Source organism: Ferribacterium limneticum, from assembly GCF_020510585.1.
Classification (GTDB): Bacteria; Pseudomonadota; Gammaproteobacteria; order Burkholderiales; family Rhodocyclaceae; genus Azonexus.
The window spans coordinates 4161074-4178485 of sequence record NZ_CP075190.1 but is presented as its reverse complement, the minus strand read 5'-3'; the positions used below and the strand labels follow the sequence as shown (position 1 = coordinate 4178485).

Below are 17412 nucleotides of genomic sequence, written 5' to 3'. Positions count from 1 at the left end.
GATGGCCACACGACGTGATTTCCTGAAAGGCTGCCTGGCCGGCGGCGCCGCAGCGGCGACTGCCGTGTTGCCCGAAACGGCTTGTGCCCGCGACACCCTGGTCCGTCCGCCGGAAGGCCTCGGCCTGCTTTACGACGCAACCCTCTGCGTCGGTTGTCAGGCCTGCGTGGCCGCCTGCAAGCGGGCCAACGACAACCCGGCCGAATTCACGGCCATGGACAATTTGTGGGATACGCCGCTCGATACCAGCGGCCATACCTTCAACCTGATCAAGATGTACCGCAACGGCACGATGGAGACGAAGGACAGCGAGCTGAACGGCTTCTCCTTCATGAAGACCTCGTGCATGCACTGCGCCGATCCGTCCTGCGTTTCGGCCTGCCCGGTGTCGTCGATGCAGAAGGACCCGGTGACCGGCGTCGTCAGCTATGACCCGGATGCCTGCATCGGCTGCCGCTACTGCGTCGCCGCCTGTCCGTTCGGCATTCCCAAGTACCAGTACGATTCGCCAACCGGCAAGATCGGCAAGTGCGAGCTGTGCCGGCATCGCCATGAAGACGGCCACTATTCGGCCTGTGCCGAGGTCTGTCCGACCGGCGCCACGCTGTTCGGCCGTACCGAGGATCTGCTGGCTGAGGCAAAGCGCCGCCTGGCCCTCAAACCCGGCGAATGGACCACTGTCCCGCGTGGTCGGCTGCCGGCCACGGGTGAAACTCCTGAGGCCGCGGCAAAGTGGAAAGGGCCGGTCGATCAGGGCTATCAGGCCCAGGTCGGCAATTATCTCCAGCACGTCTACGGCGAAACGGAATACGGCGGCACGCAGGTGCTCAAGCTCTCGGCGGTCAACTTCCAGAAGGTCGGCCTGCCTGATTTGCCGCCAAAGTCGTCGGCCGCCAGTTCGGAAACCATCCAGCACACGTTGTACGGCGGCATGATCATGCCCATTGCCGTGCTCGCCGGCCTGACCTGGGTCGCCAAGCGCAACGTGGTGCCGGACGACGATGATAAAGGAGGGCAATCATGAGCGCCCATCATCCCGCCGCACCGGTCGGCGGCAAGCTGTTCAACCTGCCGGTGATGATCTGCAGCGTGCTCATCGCGGCCATGCTCGCCATCCTGTTCGTTCGCTTCATCTTCGGGCTGGGGGCAGTGACCAATCTCAACGACGGCTACCCGTGGGGCATCTGGGTTGTCTTTGATGTGGTGATCGGCTCGGCCTTCGCCTGCGGCGGCTTCTCCGTGGCCATGCTGGTCTACATCTTCAACCGCGGCCACTATCACCCGCTGGTCCGGCCCGCCCTGCTGGCCAGCCTGTTCGGCTATACGCTGGCCGGCGTCGGGGTGCTCTTCGACCTCGGCCGCTGGTGGAATTTCTGGCACATCCTGTGGCCGACCTACGCCAATCCCAATTCGGTGATGTTCGAGGTGGCCGTCTGTATCTCGGCTTACGTCATGGTGATGTGGATCGAGTTTTCGCCGGTGTTCATGGAGCAGTGGGGGCTCAAGGTTCAAAAGCAGAAGCTCGAAAAGGTGCTGTTCTTCTTCATCGCGCTCGGCACGCTGCTGCCAATGATGCACCAGTCGTCGCTCGGGACCATGCTGGTGGTGATGGGGCCGCAGGTCAATCCGCTGTGGCAGACACCCATCGTGCCGCTGCTCTACCTGTTGTCGGCCATCGTGATTGGCTACGGTGTTGTGCTATTCGAATCCTGCGTCGCCGCCTCGGCCTACCGTCGGCAGATCGAAATGCATCTGCTGCAACCGATGGCCAAGATCATGCTCGGCGTACTGGCGGTTTTCATGCTGATTCGTTTCGGCGATCTGGTGGTGCGCGGTGCGCTCGGCCATGCCCTGTCGCCGAGTCTCGAGGCCTTCTTCTTCTGGCTGGAAACGGCCTGCTTCGCAGCACCCTTCCTGATCGTCGGCACACCGGGGGCGCGGCGCAATCCGGCCCGGCTTTTCCTCGCCGGCTGCGCGATCATGATGGGCGGCATCCTGCTCCGCATCAACGGCTTCCTCATCGGCTACGACACTGGTCTCGGCGTCGATCATGGCTGGAACTACTTCCCGAGCATCGCCGAAATGATCGTTACCCTCGGCATGTTTGCCATCGAGGTGCTCGCTTACATCGTCATTACCCGCCGCTTTCCCGTCCTGGCACGGGAAGGGGCCGCACACTGAATTCAGGGATAGGAGAACAAAATGTCCAAAAGAGTCACCATCGACCCGGTTACCCGCATCGAAGGGCACCTGCGTGTCGACGTCGAGGTGGATGGCGGTCGCGTCAAGAAGGCGTGGGCCTCCGGCCAGATGTGGCGCGGTGTCGAGAACATCCTGATCGGCCGCGATCCGCGCGACGCCTGGGCCATCACCCAGCGTATCTGTGGCGTGTGCACGACGGTGCATGCCATCGCCTCGGTGCGCGCCGTCGAGAATGCGTTGCAACTGGAAATCCCGGTCAATGCCCAGTACATCCGCAACATGATCATGCTGGCCCACGCCGTGCATGACCATATCGTGCATTTCTACCACTTGTCGGCGCTCGACTGGGTCGATGTCGTCTCGGCCATGAAGGCCGATCCCGAGAAGACGGCCAGCCTGGCGCAGGGCCTATCCAACTGGAATGGCAACAGCAAGGCCGAGTTCGTCAAGGTGCAGGAACGCCTGAAGGGCTTCGTTGGCACCGGTCAGCTAGGCATCTTCACTAATGGCTACTGGGGCCATCCGGCCATGAAGCTGACGCCGGAAGTGAATCTTCTGGCCGTTTCGCACTACCTGCAGGCGCTGGAGGTCCAGCGCTACGCCAGCAAGATCGTCGCTGTCCTCGGTTCCAAGTCGCCGCACATCCAGAACGTCGCGGTCGGCGGCGTGGCCAATCCGCTGTCGGTTGATTCGCAGTCGGTGCTGACCATCGAGCGTCTGCTGGCGGTCAAGGAATGGATGCTCAAGCTCGAAGACTTCGTCAAGAATGTCTATCTCGTCGACGTCGGCGCCATCGGCGGCTTCTACGCCGACTGGACCAAATACGGCAAGGGCATCACCGATTACCTGTGCGTGCCGGATGTGCCGCTCGACGGCAAGGGAACGACATTCGCCTTGCCCGGCGGCTACATCGAGGGCGGCAAGCTGGAAAGCTACAAGCCGATCACGAGTTTCAACGACAAGTTCTTCACCGATGGTGTTTCCGAGGCGATCAAGCATTCCTGGTACAACTACAGCGACGGTAACGATAAGTCGCTGCACCCGTACAAGGGTGAAACGACGCCGAATTACACCGACTTCCAGGACGACGGCAAATACAGCTGGCTCAAGTCGCCGACCTTCTACGGCAAGCCGATGCAGGTCGGCCCCTTGCCGCGCGTCATGAACATGCTGGCCGCCGGCCATGAGCCGACCAAGAAGTACGCGACGGCGGCGCTCGATCTGGTATCGACGGTGGCCGGCACCAAGGTCGGCGTCGAGGCCCTGCATTCGACCATCGGTCGCCATGCCGCGCGCGCCGTCGGCTGCGCCGTGCAGGTCGACGAACTGATCAACCAGTGGGATCTTCTGCTCGCCAACATGGCCAAGGGCGACCTCAAGACCTTCAACAAGCCGGTCTTCCCGAAGGGCGAGCAGATGGGCGTCGGTTTCCACGAAGCACCGCGTGGCGTGCTGTCGCACTGGGTGGTCATCGATTCCGGCAAGATCAAGAACTACCAGTGCGTCGTGCCGACGACCTGGAATGCCGCGCCGCGCAACGAGAAAGACCAGCCGGGTGCCTACGAGGCCTGTCTGATCGACAACCCGGTGGCCGATCCGGAAAAGCCGCTGGAAGTCCTGCGCACCGTACATTCCTTCGATCCCTGCCTGGCTTGCGCCGTGCATGTGGTCGATCAGGAGAACAACCCGGTGGTGACGGTGAAGGCCGTTTGATTCGTCACAAGGCGTTTTTGGATCAGGGGCGCGACTATATTCGCGCCCCTTTTTATCGGAACACAGCATGCGCATTGTCGTACTGGGTATAGGCAACATTCTTCTGACCGACGAGGGTGTCGGTGTGCGCACCATCGAAGCGCTGGAGCGGGACTACGTCTTGCCAGCAGACGTCGAAGTCATCGATGGTGGTACCTGCGGCATGGAGATGCTGGAGCAACTCGAAAACCTTGACGGGCTGATCGTCGTCGACTGCGTGCGTTGCAACCAGCCACCGGCCACGCCGGTGCTGCTCAAGGGTGACGATGTGCCGGTCTTTTTCCGGACCAAGTTGTCGCCGCATCAGGTCAGCCTGTCCGACGTTCTGGCCAGTCTGGAATTTACCGACCGGGCGCCGAAGTCGATTGCCATTGTCGGAATGCAGCCGGTATCGATGGCGCTCGGGCTGGAACTGTCGCCCGAGGTGGCGGTTAAAGTCCCGGATCTGCTGGCCATGACCCTGGCCGAGTTGCAATTGCTGGGCGTCGACGCAAAGAGGCGGGCCTGATGTGCCTGTCGATACCGAAGTGCGTTGTCGAATGGGAAGGCAGCGGCGACAATGCAGGCGATTTCGCCTGGGTTGAACGCGACGGCGAGCGCGAGCGCATCAACATGATGCTGATCGGCCCGCAGCCGGTCGGCACCTGGGTGTTGACCTCGCTCGGTTTGGCGCGTGAAGTGGTTGAGGACGAGCAGCGTTCGTTGATCGAGGATGCGCTGTCGGCGCTCGCGGCTTCGCTCGAAGGCGAATTCGACCCTTCGCTGCATTTCATGGACCTCAATCGCCCGCATGACTGAACGCATCCGCCAGCCTGCCCTTGCCCCACCGCCCATTCGTCCGGCCGTGCCGCGCGAGGACAATCCGTCCACCTTTCTCGAAGCGCATTACCGGCATGTCTGGCAGACGCGCATGCATGACCTGCCCTTCGTCAATGGCGCTTTGGGCGTCGAGGCGATCGGCTTTCAGCGGCTGGATGGCGACTGGCTGGGCGTCGTCATCACGCCGTGGTTTCTCAATTTGCTGCTGGTCTACGGTGGCGGCCAGTTGTGGGGCGATATCCCGGCCGGAGAGCGGCGCTACCTGAGCCTGCCTTGCGGCACCATGCAGTTCATTGCCGACGACGACCCTGATATTGGCCCGTACCAGTACTGCCCGTTGATCGCGCCGGTCGATCAGTTGCCGGACATGGCGGCAGCGCGTGTGGTCGCGGCGGATGCGATCAGGACCGTCTTCGCCTCACCGCCGCCCGCTCAGGAAGCAGTCGCTCAGCCCGTCGCGGCGGAAAAAAACCCGGTTTCCCGGCGCGGATTTTTTCGTCGTCTGGCCGGCAAGCGAAATTGAACCAAGGCAGGTAGACTCTGCCTCAAGAAAAACGATATTGAGGAGCAACGCGAATGTGTCTCGCGATCCCCGCGCAGGTCGTTGAACTGCGCCCCGACGACAACGCCCTGGTCGATTTGGCCGGGGTCAAGAAGGAAATCTCGCTGGCGCTGGTCGAAGGCGTGGTGGTGGGCGACTACGTGATCGTCCATGTCGGCTACGCGCTCAACAAACTCGACCCCGAAGAGGCCGAGAAAACCCTGAAGCTTTTTGCCGAGATGGGCCAGTTGCCGGTCGATGGCGACGTCACGCTTCATTAACCGATGAAATACATCGACGAATTCCGCGACGGCGAGGTCGCCAAGGGCCTGGCCGAAGCCATCCGCCGCGAGGCGAATCCGGCACGCAGCTACCATTTCATGGAATTTTGCGGCGGCCATACCCACGCCATTTCGCGCTACGGTGTTTCCGACCTGCTGCCGGCCAACGTCAAGATGATCCACGGCCCGGGTTGCCCGGTCTGCGTGCTGCCCATCGGCCGCGTCGATCAGGCGATCCGTTTGGCACTCGAACAGGGCGTCACGCTGTGCACCTACGGCGATTGCCTGCGCGTGCCAGCCTCCGACAGCCTGTCGCTGCTCAAGGCCAAGGCCCGCGGCGGCGACATCCGCATGGTCTATTCAAGCGCCGATGCCGTGACATTGGCGCAAAAAAATCCGGAAAAGCAGGTCGTCTTCTTCGCCATCGGCTTCGAGACGACGACGCCGCCGACGGCGGTGGCGATCAAGCAGGCTGCTGCCCTCGGCCTCAAGAATTTCTCGGTACTCTGCTGCCACGTACTGACCCCGTCGGCCATCTCGAGCATTCTCGAATCGCCGGAAGTGCGCCAGTGGGGCACCGTGCCGCTCGACGGCTTCATCGGCCCGGCCCACGTTTCGACGATTATCGGCAGTCGGCCCTACGAATTTTTCGCTGAGGAATACCGCAAGCCGGTGGTCATCGCCGGCTTCGAGCCGCTCGACGTTATGCAGGCGATCAAGATGTTGATCCGTCAGGTCAATGAAGGCCGGGCTGAAGTCGAAAACGAGTTTTCGCGGGCCGTCGACCGTGACGGCAACAAGAAGGCGCAGCAACTGGTGGCCGAAGTGTTCGAGATGCGCAAGAACTTTGAATGGCGCGGTTTGAACATCCTGCCTTACTCGGCGCTGCGCATTCGCAGCCAGTTCGCCGAATTTGATGCTGAAAAGCGCTTTCCGCTTGGTTATCAATCGGTGGCTGACCACAAGGCCTGCGAGTGCGGGGCGATCCTGCGTGGGGTCAAGCGGCCGCAGGACTGCAAGATTTTCGGGACGGTTTGTACGCCGGAGAATCCGGTGGGGTCGTGCATGGTGTCGTCGGAGGGGGCTTGTGCGGCGCACTATACGTACGGGCGCTATAAGGATGTGGCCTGAGGTGGGAGTTCTTCGTTTTAATTGGCTTGGGGTTCCTTTGAATGAGCTTGGGGTTCCGCCTTGTTGGCGGGCGTACTTTCTTTTGCTTCGCCAAAAGAAAGTAGCCAAAGAAAAGGCGACCCCGGGGGCGGCGCCGGCTACGCCGGTTCCTTGCGCTACTCGGAACGCCGGGCGGCTGCGGAACTCGGGGCTGCGCCCCTCAAACAGTCCTCGCCGACTACCCCCTGCCTTCCTGCGTTGCTCAGCGCCTTCCACGGGGGCCCCAAAGGCGTCCGGGTTCGACCGTTTTGCCAAAAGAGCAGGCTCCCACGGTCAACTGGAAAAAACGGCCAAAATTGAAATCTGCCATCTTGGCACCCAAGCCCTAGCGCGGATCGTTTCACCGGGCCCCTTGAGAGGTGCCGAGCAACGCAGGGGCTGGCGGAAAAAGGGCGAGGACTGTCTGAGGGCGAAGCCCGAGTTCCGCAGCCCCCGACAGCACCGAGTAGCGCAGGGAACCGGCGTAGCCGGCACCGACCCAGGGTCGCCTTCTTTTTGCTTACTTTTTCTTGGCGAAGCAAGAAAAAGTAAGACGCCCCGCAAGGGCGGAACCCCAGCGCTAGCGAAGAAAGCTGTGTTTGAGATAGAAGCAGCCAACCCAAAAAGACTCATTGACCCAACCCTATGACCGAAACCCGCAAAAACTACGTCCGTCCCCTTGACATCAAGCACGGCCATGTCGACATGGCCCACGGCTCCGGCGGCCGGGCCATGGCGCAACTGATCGAGGAGCTGTTCGCCAAATACCTCGGTAACGAATACCTGGCTCAGGGTGACGACGGTGCGCTGCTGCCGAACCCGGGCGAGGGAAAACTGGTCATGGCCACCGACTCGCACGTCGTTTCGCCGCTGTTCTTCCCGGGCGGTGATATCGGCTGCCTGTCAGTGCATGGCACGATCAACGACGTGGCCATGATGGGGGCCAAGCCACTCTACCTTTCTGCTGGCTTCATCCTCGAAGAAGGTTTCAAACTCGCCGATTTGGCGCGCATCGTGCAAAGCATGGCCGCCGCCGCGAAGGAGGCCGGGGTGCCAGTGGTGACGGGCGACACCAAGGTTGTCGAGCGCGGCAAGGGCGATGGCGTGTTCATCACGACGACCGGCGTCGGCGTCGTCGCGCCGGGTCGCGAACTGTCCGGCCGTTATGCAAAACCGGGAGATGTCATTCTGGTTTCCGGCACATTGGGCGATCACGGCATGGCGATCATGGCCGAGCGCGAAAGCCTCGGTTTCGAATCACCGATCATTTCCGACACGGCTGCCCTGCATGGCCTGATTGAGGCGATGCGGGCCAGCGGCGCCGATATCCACGTCCTGCGCGACCCGACGCGGGGCGGACTGGCCACGACACTCAACGAAATCGCCAAGCAATCGGGTGTCGGCATGATGCTGCAGGAAAAGGCTATACCGGTAACCCCGGCGGTCAATGCGGCTTGCGAATTTCTGGGATTGGACCCGCTTTATGTCGCCAACGAGGGAAAACTGGTGGCGATCTGCGCCGAGGCGGATGCGGACAAGTTATTGGCCGCGATGCACGCCCACCCGCTCGGAGCGGCGGCGGCCATCGTCGGCACCGTGCATGCCGATGAACACCATTTCGTCCAGATGACGACCGGTTTTGGCGGTCGTCGTATCGTGGACTGGCTGAGCGGCGAGCAGTTGCCGCGGATTTGCTGAGACCGGCTTAGTGGCGCAGCGCGATCATTACCGACAGCACGTCGCCGACTTCGGAAATGACGAGTTCGCGGGCGTCGGCGTAATTGTCGGCATTGCGGATGTGGAACAGGTCACGACGACCGTCCGGATAGCGGATGGCGGCAACGTATTCCGGACGCGGCGCCCGGCTGACGGGAAGATCCTGCGGTTTGACTCGCTTTTGCTGTGTTTGCATTGTTGTTCCCTGATCCCGTTTTTATTGATGTGCATCGTAGACAAAGCCAAGTGTCTGAAATATATCGCGAAAGTTATAGAGATATGCGGCATGGGACACCGCTCCCCGCAAAGCCCCGCCCTGCCTAGCTTCAGGTTCCTGACATGAATTGTAAAGAACTGTAAATCGTGCGAATTCTCTTCATTACCCACAGTTTCAACGGTCTGACCCAGCGCCTTTATTGCGAGCTGATGACACACGGTCACGAAATCAGTATCGAATTTGACATTGCCGATGCGGTCTCCGAGGAGGCTGTGGCTTTGTTTCAGCCTGATCTGATCATTGCGCCTTTTTTGAAACGGGCGATTCCCGAATCAATCTGGTCGCGGTATTGCTGCCTGATCGTTCATCCGGGTCCGGTCGGCGATCGTGGTCCGTCGGCGCTTGACTGGGCGATTCAAGGTGGTGCCAGGGAGTGGGGCGTCACAGTGTTACAGGCCGAAGCCGAGATGGATGCCGGTCCGGTCTGGGCATCGGCGAGCTTTCCGATGCGCCCGGCCAAAAAAGCGTCGATTTACCGCAACGAAGTCACCGAGGCCGCCGTGCAGGCGGTAATTGCTGCGGTCAACCGGAAAAAAGAGCCAAATTTCAAACCTGAGCGCGTACCGGGGCAGGCTCACGCGTTGATGAAACAGGCTGACCGCGCGATTGACTGGCAAACCGAAACCAGCGCCGCCATCCTGGCCAAACTCAATGCCGCCGACGGCTTTCCCGGTGTCGCCGACGAGTTGTTCGGCCAGCCCTGCCATCTTTTCGATGCCTGGCCGGAGGCCAGCCTGCAAGGCGAGCCGGGCAGCCTGCTCGGCCGTCGTGAAACGGCTATCTGTCGGGCGACGGTTGATGGCGCGGTGTGGATAGGCCACGTCAAGCCAGCTGGCGGCATCAAATTGCCGACAGCGCTGGCTTTCACGGAAGCTGCCAAGTTGCCCGAGTTGCCGCTAGACGGCGGCTATTGGCAATCTTTGACCCCGACCTGGCAGGACATCGCCTACGAGGAGGCCGGCGGCGTAGGTTTCCTGAGCTTCGAGTTCTACAACGGCGCGATGAGCACCGGCCAATGCCGACGGCTGACCGAAGCCTTCCAGTGGGCAACGACGCGGCCAACCAGAGTCATCGTGCTGCGCGGCGGCAGCGATTTCTGGTCGAACGGCATCCACCTCAACACCATCGAAGCCGCCGAAAGCCCGGCCGACGAGTCGTGGGCCAACATCAACGCCATCGACGATCTGGCCGAGGCCATTTTGCGCTGCGAAAGGCAACTCACCGTGGCCGCGGTCGGCGGCAATGCCGGGGCCGGCGGCTGCTTCCTGGCGCGGGCCGCCGATTTCGTCTGGGCGCGCGATGGGGTCATGCTCAACCCGCATTACAAGAATATGGGCAACCTCTACGGCTCGGAGTTCTGGACTTACCTGTTGCCGCCACGCGTTGGTGATGACGGGGCCAAGGCCATCATGCGCCACCGCCTGCCGATGACGGCGCCGGAAGCCGTCAAGCTCGGCTTCTACGACGCCTGCCTGCCCGGTCCCGGCTTCGCCGTCGATGTCGCCCGGCGCGCCGCCGAACTGGCCGCTGCCCCGGATTTCCCCGAAAAACTCGCCGCCAAGCAGGCCAAACGCCACGCCGACGAAGCCGCCAAACCGCTGGCCGCCTACCGCGCCGAGGAAATGACCGAAATGCGCCGCAATTTCTATGGCTTCGATCCCTCGTACCATGTCGCGCGCTATCATTTCGTCTCCCGCTCGGCGCATTCGTGGACGCCGCGCCACCTTGCCCGCCACCGCGATCTCGACTGGAAAGTTCCGGCATGACCCTTCCGTCTTCCCACAGCAGCCTGCGCCGCTTGCCGGCCATCCTCGTCATCGACGACGAGGTGCGCTCGCAGGAAGCCTTGCGGCGGACGCTGGAAGAAGATTTCGAGGTGCTCTGCGCGTCGAGCGCCGATGAGGGCATGGAAATCCTCCTGCGCGAGCAAGCCGTCCGCATCGTGCTCTGCGACCAGCGCATGCCGGGGACGACCGGCGTCCAGTTTCTCAAGGAAGTGCGTAGCCGCTGGCCGGACATCGTGCGCATCATCCTTTCCGGCTACACCGACGCCGAGGACATCATCACCGGCGTCAACGAAGCCGGCATCTGGCAATACCTGCTCAAGCCCTGGCAGCCCGAGCAGTTGCTGCTGACTCTGCAGCGCGCCGCCGAAGTCTGGCGCCTGCAGCAGGAAAACCAGCGTCTGTCGCTCGACCTGCGCACCGCCGAACCAGTCTTGAAAAGACAAGTCGACAGCAAGCAGGAAAAGGTCAAAAGCAGCTTCGGCCTGGCCGGTCTGATCCGCGCCCCGGGCAGCCCGATCAACGCCGTCTGCGACATGGTCGGGCGTGTTGCGCCCTTCGACCTGTCGGTCATGGTCACTGGCGAATCGGGCACCGGCAAGGAAATGATCGCCCGCGCCATCCACTACGAAAGCCGCCGGGCGAGCAAGGCTTTCATCACCGAAAACTGCGGCGCCCTGCCCGATACCCTGCTCGAATCCGAACTTTTCGGCTACAAGCGCGGTGCCTTCACGGGGGCCGGCGAGGATAGGGTCGGCCTTTTCCAGCAGGCCGATGGCGGCACGCTGTTCCTCGACGAAATCGGCGAAACCAGCCCGGCCTTCCAGGTCAAGCTGCTGCGCGTACTGCAGGAGGGCGAGTTCCGCCCGCTCGGCAGCAATCGTCCGGTCCATGTCGACGTTCGGGTCATCGCCGCGACCAACCGCGATCTTGAAGACGATGTCCGTACCGGTCGCTTCCGCGAAGATCTCTACTATCGTCTGGCTACCATTGCCCTGCACGTGCCGCCACTGCGCGACCGGCCGATGGACCTGCCGCTGCTCGCCCGCCGCCTGCTCGATAGCAGTTGCAATGCCCTAGGCAAGCCGGTCGAAGGTTTCACCAACGAGGCACTCGCCAGCATCGCTGCCTACCGCTGGCCGGGCAATGTGCGCGAGCTGCAGAACGAAATCCTGCGCATGGTTGCGCTGTCTACGACACCGCTGCTTGGCGCCGACCTTCTGTCGCCACGCGTGTTGCGCACGCCGGTTGGCGAGTTTGATGAAAACAAGCCATCCGACGAGCTGGCCTGGGCTGCCGGCTTGAGCGGCGGCCTCAAGGAGCGCATGGACCAACTCGAAATGCACGTTCTCAAGGAAGCGATGAACCGCCATCGCTGGAACAAGTCGCGGGCTGCCCGCGAACTCGGCCTGTCGCGCGTCGGCCTGCGCGCCAAGCTGGTTCGCCACGGGCTGGAGCAGGCCGAATGAAAGTGCTCTGGCTGCAGAGTGGCGGTTGCGGCGGCTGCACGCAGTCGATGCTCTGTTCCGAGCCGCGCTCGCTGTTCGACGAATTGCGCGATGCCGGCATCGAATTTCTCTGGCATCCGGCGCTCTCGGTCGAAAGCGGTGAGGAAGCGCTCGCTATCCTCGAAGACTGTGCCGAAGGCCGACTCGCCTTCGACGCCCTGTGCATCGAAGGGGCCATGCTGCGCGGCCCGAACGGCACCGGCAAATTCCACCTGATGGCCGGCAGCGGCCGGCCGCTGACCGAATGGGTAGCCCGTCTGGCCCGCCACGCCAAATGGGTTTTCGCCATCGGCTCGTGCACGGCCTACGGCGGTTTTTCGGCCAACACGCCGGGTAATCCGCTTGAAGCCTGCGGTCTGCAGTTCGACGAACAGACGCCGGGCGGCCTGCTCGGCGCCGGTTTCCAGTCGGCGGCCGCCTTGCCGGTGATCAACATCGCCGGCTGCCCGACGCATCCCGGCTGGGTAGTCGACACGCTGGAAAAAGCCGCGCTGGAGGGGCTGAGGCCGGAAGACCTCGACGAATACGGCCGTCCGCTGCTTTACGCCGGCGAACTGGTCCATCACGGCTGCGCCCGCAACGAGTTTTACGAATTCAAGGCCAGTGCCATGAAGCAGTCCGACCTCGGCTGTTTGATGGAAAACCTCGGCTGCAAGGGCACCCAGGCGCACGCCGATTGCAACCTGCGGCCGTGGAACGGCAGCGGCTCCTGCCTGCGCGGCGGCTTTGCCTGCATCGCCTGCACCGAACCCGGTTTCGAGTCGCCCGGCCACGCCTTTCAGGAAACGCCCAAGCTGGCCGGCATCCCGATCGGCTTGCCGACCGACATGCCGAAAGCCTGGTTCGTCGCGCTTGCCGCGCTGTCCAAGTCGGCGACGCCGAAGCGCGTGCGCAACAACGCCGTCGAGGATCACCCGGTGGTCATGCCGGCCGTTCGCAAAAAGGGCGGCAGCAAGTGACGCGCATCGTCGTCGGGCCATTCAACCGCGTCGAAGGCGATCTCGAAGTCAGCCTCGACGTCGAGGCCGGCCGCATCCAGTCGGCGCAGGTCAATTCACCGCTCTTCCGCGGTTTCGAACAAATCATGGTTGGCCGCGCCCCGCTCGATGCGCTGGCCATCGTGCCGCGCATCTGTGGCATCTGCTCGGTGGCTCAGTCGGCGGCAGCCGCTTCTGCGCTGGCCGAGGCGATGGGGGTCGTTCCCACGGTCAACGGGAAAATATCGCGAAATTTGATATGTGCCACCGAGAACCTGGCCGATCACCTGACGCATTTCTACCTCTTTTTCATGCCCGATTTTGCTCGCCCGGCCTATGCCGACCGAAGCTGGCATGGCGCCGTGTCAAAGCGTTTCACGGCGGTCAGGGGTGACGCAGCCGCCGAAGTGCTGCCGGCCCGCGCCGGTTTTCTCCGACTGATGGGCTTTCTCGCCGGCCGCTGGCCGCACACGCTGGCCATCCAGCCCGGCGGCAGCACGCGGGCGATCACGGTTGGCGAGCGTATCCGCCTGCTGGCATTGCTCCGTGAGTTCCGCGGCTTTCTCGAAAAACGCCTGTTCGGCGACTCGTTGGCCGCCGTCGCCCAACTGGCCAGCAAGGATCAGCTATTGGCGTGGGCCGATGGCCGGCCCGGCGACTTTTCCGCTTTCCTGCACGCCGCCAGTGACCTCGGTCTCGACAAGCTCGGCTGCGCCTACGACGCCTTCCTGTCGTACGGCGCCTACGATCTGTTTCCGGCCGGCACCTGGCAAGCCGGGCAGGCAGCGACCTTCGACCCGGTCGCCATTGATGAAGACACGACCAGTGCCTGGCTGGCGGCCGGCCAACCGCGCCACCCGGCGCAGGGCGAAACCATCGTCGACGCCAACAAGCCCGACGCCTACACCTGGTGCAAGGCGCCGCGCTATGCCGGCCAGCCCTACGAAGTCGGTGCGCTGGCCCGCCAGGTCGTCGCCGGCCACCCACTGGCCCGCGACCTGGTGCAGCGCGAAGGCGCCAGCGTCATGGCCCGCGTCGTCGCCCGCCTGCTCGAACTCGCCCTCGTCCTGCCCGCCATGGAAGGCTGGGTGAATGCCCTGCAGCCCGGCGAACCGTTCTGCGCCCACGGCGAGATGCCCGACGACGCCACCGGTACCGGCCTCGTCGAAGCAGCCCGCGGCAGCCTCGGCCACTGGTTGAGCATCAAGCGCGGCCACATCGAGCGCTACCAGATCATCGCCCCGACCACCTGGAACTTCTCGCCGCGCGATGCTTCCAATCAGCCCGGCCCGCTCGAACAGGCCCTCGTTGGCCTGCCGGCTGGCGAGGGCGCACCGCCGACCGTGCAGCATGTGGTGCGCTCGTTTGATCCGTGCATGGTGTGTACCGTGCATTAGCCTTGAGCGTTTTTGGATTGTCGTGCGCGGGAAAGGGTTTTGGCGGTTTTGGGCTGAAATCAACTCTGCCGCTGGCCAATTTTAAGAGCGACAATGCGGCCATAAATCAGACCTAGAGCCGGTAAGCCCCAATCCCCCGAATGAACCTCAGCAGAATTTCCAAAAGCCTTGTTACCCGAATGATTCTGTTTGGGGTGTTGCTTGTCGTTTCCGGCGCTTTGGCGCGCTACTTTTTTCTCAGCAAGTTTTTGCGCGAAGATTTGATTGAGGTTGTTTCTGCTCAGCAAATCGCTTTGGCCAAGGCCGTCGCTGGCGATGTCGATCATCAGTTGACGACGCGCTGGACCATGCTGAGTCGTCTCGGAGCAAGCTTTCCGCTTGAGATAGTCAAGCAGCCTGAGCAGTTGACCGCCTGGCTGGCCGAGCGTCACCAGCTCAATCCGGTGTTTTTGCTCGGATTGGTAGTGGCCGACAAACAAGGGACCATCGTTGCCGACTTTCCTGCGGTTCCCGGGCGAAGAGGGGCGTCTATTGCCCACTATCCCGATTTTGTCAGAGCCCTGGCCGGGAATGCCGGCATAGGGAAACCGCAATTCGGCGTTTTTACCAAAAAGCCGGTTCTGCCCATGGGCACTCCGTTGAAGGATAACCAGGGCGTCGTTCAGGCTGTCCTTATAGGCATTAGCGCGCTGGATTCTCCCGGTTTTCTCGGGCCGGTCTTTAACGGGAAAATAGGAAATTCCGGCGGGTATTTGCTGATATCGCCGCAGGATGGTCTTTTCGTTGCGGCTGGCGATCCCGATCTTATTTTGAAACCCACGCCGCCGGTCGGCGTTAATCTTTTGCATGATCGCGCCATGCAGGGCTTTCGCGGGGCCGGGGTGACAGTCAATGCGAAAGGCACCGAGGAACTGGCGGCTGTAGCTGACGTGCCAAGCACCGGCTGGTTTGTCGTGGCCAGAATGCCGACCGCCGAAGCATTCGAGGCGGTGACGCGAGTGCAGGAGAGAATTGTCAAATACGGGATTCTCGCCGTCATTTTTGTCTGCGTCGTCATCGGTCTGGTCTTCAGGTTTCTGCTGCGCCCGCTATTTTCCGCCGCCGATCTAGCTGAACGCATGACTCAGGGGGAGCTTCCGTTGAAGCCGTTGCCGGTGGTCCGGGATGACGAGGTCGGCCATCTCACGGCCGCCTTCAATCGCTTGCTGGAAAAACTTTCGCTAACCCAGACGGCGCTTGAGCGCATGGCGCATCATGACCCGCTGACCGGCCTGCTCAATCGCAACCTGCTGGCTGACCGGATGCTGCAGGCCTTCGCCCGCGCCAAGCGCAATGGGTCGAAAGTCGCTGTCCTGTTTCTCGATCTGGATGGGTTCAAGCCGATCAATGACGCACTGGGACACGAATACGGCGATGCCGCGCTGGTCGAGGTGGCGCGACGCCTGTCCGGGCTGGTTCGCCAAAGCGATACCCTGGCCCGGGTCGGGGGCGACGAGTTCGTTTTTGTCATTGCCGATCTGGGGGACAATAGCGGTGAGATAGCGAGAAAAATCGCCACCAAGTGCATCGATGTGGTTTCCACACCGATCGAACTGCAAAATGTCGCGCATTCACTCGGGGTTTCGATCGGAATCGCCATGAGCGATGGCTTGAGCGAGCCGGGGGAACTCCTCAAGGCGGCCGATCTGGCCATGTATGTCGCCAAAAAGAATGGACGCAGTTGCTACGCCATGGCGCCCGAGTCGCTCCCCGCCGAAGGAAAAATATGACCGATCTTCAGACCACACTCTCCATCAGCTTCAACCGCTTTTTCGAGTCGGAAAAATCGAGTGGCATCGTGCTGATCTTGTGCACGATCCTGTCGCTGCTCGTCGCCAATTCGTCTTTCGGTTCGGCCTATCTGGATTTCTGGCACATCAAGGTGGCCGGGCTGAGTCTTGAGCACTGGGCCAACGATGCGCTGATGGCGGTATTTTTCCTGTTTGTCGGGCTGGAGCTGGAGCGTGAGTTTTATGTCGGCGAGTTGTCGAATTTTCGCAAGGCCTTGTTGCCGATCATCGCTGCGGTCGGCGGCATTGTCGTTCCGGCGGGGATTCACTTTGCGCTGAATGCCGATACGCCAACGCAGGCCGGGGCGGGCATTCCGATGGCGACTGACATCGCTTTCGCGCTCGGCGTGCTGGCCTTGCTGGGCAGCCGGGTGCCGGCTTCGCTCAAGGTTTTCCTGACGGCGCTGGCGGTCATGGACGATCTGGGCGCCATTGTCGTCATCGCCATTTTTTATACGACGCAGTTTTCGCCAGCTTACCTGCTGGCGGCGTTCGCCGTTTTTGGCCTGCTGCTCATACTCAATCGCCTGCGCGTCATGGCGCTGCTGCCCTACTTGCTGGGCGGCGCATTGATGTGGTTCCTGATGCTCAAATCCGGGGTGCACGCGACCATAGCCGGCGTTCTGCTGGCTTTCGCCGTTCCTTTCTCGGGCAATGGCGATGATGAATCGTCGCCATCGCATCACCTGGAACACCTGCTGTCCAAGCCCGTCGCCTTTGTCGTTCTGCCCATTTTCGCCCTGGCCAATACCGGGATCGTCATCTCGGCGGGTTGGCAGCAGGAACTGTTGTCGAGCAACAGCCTGGGCATTCTCGGCGGTCTCGTTCTTGGCAAGCCGCTGGGTATTTTGCTGGCCAGCCTGCTCGCCGTGGCGGTCGGTGTCTGTGCCCTGCCGGGCGATCTCAAGCGACGTCACATCCTGGGTGCCGGACTGCTCGGCGGCATCGGTTTCACGATGTCCATCTTCATCACCAACCTGGCTTTCGCCGGCAGCGTGGAGCTCGTCAACGCCTCAAAGATGGCCATCCTGATGGCATCGCTGGTAGCCGGGGCGCTCGGTTTTGTCTGGCTGAGATTTTCCAGTTCGCCCGGTAACACTTAAAAATTCAGTGTTTTTTCCGGTTGACCGTGACATTTCACGGTCAACCGGAAAAAACAGCGAAAATTGAAATTCGCAGG

The 17412-nt window shown here is 62.1% G+C and carries 16 protein-coding genes; 15 read left to right on the top strand and 1 reads right to left on the bottom strand.

Annotation, left to right across the window (positions count from 1 at the left end; translation table 11 throughout):
* Position 1 precedes the first annotated feature (1 nt).
* From hybA to hypE, 9 genes are all read left to right on the top strand, one after another.
* On the top strand, positions 2–1024 hold the full coding sequence (hybA, locus tag KI613_RS19945; RefSeq protein WP_226402778.1) for a hydrogenase 2 operon protein HybA: 1023 nt from the start codon (positions 2–4) through the stop codon (positions 1022–1024).
* Positions 1021–2181, top strand: coding sequence for a Ni/Fe-hydrogenase cytochrome b subunit (gene hybB / locus KI613_RS19940; protein ID WP_226402776.1), 1161 nt, complete (start codon positions 1021–1023; stop codon positions 2179–2181). The genes hybA and hybB overlap by 4 nt, the downstream gene beginning before the upstream one ends.
* A 21-nt stretch (positions 2182–2202) precedes the next feature.
* On the top strand, positions 2203–3915 hold the full coding sequence (locus KI613_RS19935) for a nickel-dependent hydrogenase large subunit (protein WP_226402774.1): 1713 nt from the start codon (positions 2203–2205) through the stop codon (positions 3913–3915).
* A gap of 67 nt (positions 3916–3982) precedes the next feature.
* Complete coding sequence (locus tag KI613_RS19930) at positions 3983–4462, top strand: HyaD/HybD family hydrogenase maturation endopeptidase (protein WP_226402772.1); 480 nt, start codon at positions 3983–3985, stop codon at positions 4460–4462.
* Entirely contained in the window at positions 4462–4752 is a 291-nt protein-coding gene (locus KI613_RS19925) for a HypC/HybG/HupF family hydrogenase formation chaperone (protein ID WP_226402770.1), read from the top strand. The genes KI613_RS19930 and KI613_RS19925 overlap by 1 nt, the downstream gene beginning before the upstream one ends.
* Positions 4745–5296, top strand: coding sequence for a [NiFe]-hydrogenase assembly chaperone HybE (gene hybE / locus KI613_RS19920; RefSeq protein ID WP_226402768.1), 552 nt, complete (start codon positions 4745–4747; stop codon positions 5294–5296). Before KI613_RS19925 ends, hybE begins: the two co-directional genes overlap by 8 nt.
* Positions 5297–5349: 53 nt before the next feature.
* Positions 5350–5595: a HypC/HybG/HupF family hydrogenase formation chaperone gene (locus KI613_RS19915; RefSeq protein ID WP_226402766.1), complete on the top strand. Its 246-nt coding sequence runs from the start codon at positions 5350–5352 to the stop codon at positions 5593–5595.
* 3 nt (positions 5596–5598) lie between these two features.
* Positions 5599–6726 (top strand): hydrogenase formation protein HypD, encoded by a 1128-nt coding sequence (gene hypD, locus KI613_RS19910; protein WP_226402764.1) that lies wholly within the window; start codon positions 5599–5601, stop codon positions 6724–6726.
* A 663-nt stretch (positions 6727–7389) separates the two neighbouring features.
* Positions 7390–8442 (top strand): hydrogenase expression/formation protein HypE, encoded by a 1053-nt coding sequence (gene hypE / locus KI613_RS19905; RefSeq protein WP_226402762.1) that lies wholly within the window; start codon positions 7390–7392, stop codon positions 8440–8442.
* 7 nt (positions 8443–8449) lie between these two features.
* Here hypE and KI613_RS19900 read toward each other — a convergent pair whose 3' ends face one another.
* A complete protein-coding gene (locus KI613_RS19900; protein ID WP_226402760.1) occupies positions 8450–8656 on the bottom strand; it encodes a hypothetical protein in 207 nt (68 codons plus the stop codon).
* A gap of 167 nt (positions 8657–8823) precedes the next feature.
* Here KI613_RS19900 and KI613_RS19895 point away from each other — a divergent pair, with 167 nt between their 5' ends.
* The 6 genes from KI613_RS19895 (at position 8824) to nhaA (ending at position 17335) form a co-directional block, all read left to right on the top strand.
* Positions 8824–10503 (top strand): hydrogenase maturation protein, encoded by a 1680-nt coding sequence (locus KI613_RS19895; RefSeq protein ID WP_226402758.1) that lies wholly within the window; start codon positions 8824–8826, stop codon positions 10501–10503.
* Entirely contained in the window at positions 10500–11990 is a 1491-nt protein-coding gene (locus KI613_RS19890; protein ID WP_226402756.1) for a sigma-54-dependent transcriptional regulator, read from the top strand. Before KI613_RS19895 ends, KI613_RS19890 begins: the two co-directional genes overlap by 4 nt.
* Positions 11987–12988, top strand: coding sequence for an NADH-quinone oxidoreductase subunit B family protein (locus KI613_RS19885; RefSeq protein WP_226402754.1), 1002 nt, complete (start codon positions 11987–11989; stop codon positions 12986–12988). Before KI613_RS19890 ends, KI613_RS19885 begins: the two co-directional genes overlap by 4 nt.
* On the top strand, positions 12985–14403 hold the full coding sequence (locus KI613_RS19880) for a nickel-dependent hydrogenase large subunit (protein ID WP_226402752.1): 1419 nt from the start codon (positions 12985–12987) through the stop codon (positions 14401–14403). Before KI613_RS19885 ends, KI613_RS19880 begins: the two co-directional genes overlap by 4 nt.
* A 140-nt stretch (positions 14404–14543) precedes the next feature.
* On the top strand, positions 14544–16172 hold the full coding sequence (locus KI613_RS21430; protein ID WP_404826957.1) for a sensor domain-containing diguanylate cyclase: 1629 nt from the start codon (positions 14544–14546) through the stop codon (positions 16170–16172).
* Positions 16169–17335 carry a Na+/H+ antiporter NhaA gene (gene nhaA / locus KI613_RS19865; RefSeq protein WP_226402746.1) on the top strand — a complete coding sequence of 389 codons (1167 nt, stop codon included), beginning with the start codon at positions 16169–16171 and terminating at the stop codon, positions 17333–17335. Before KI613_RS21430 ends, nhaA begins: the two co-directional genes overlap by 4 nt.
* Positions 17336–17412 lie beyond the last annotated feature (77 nt).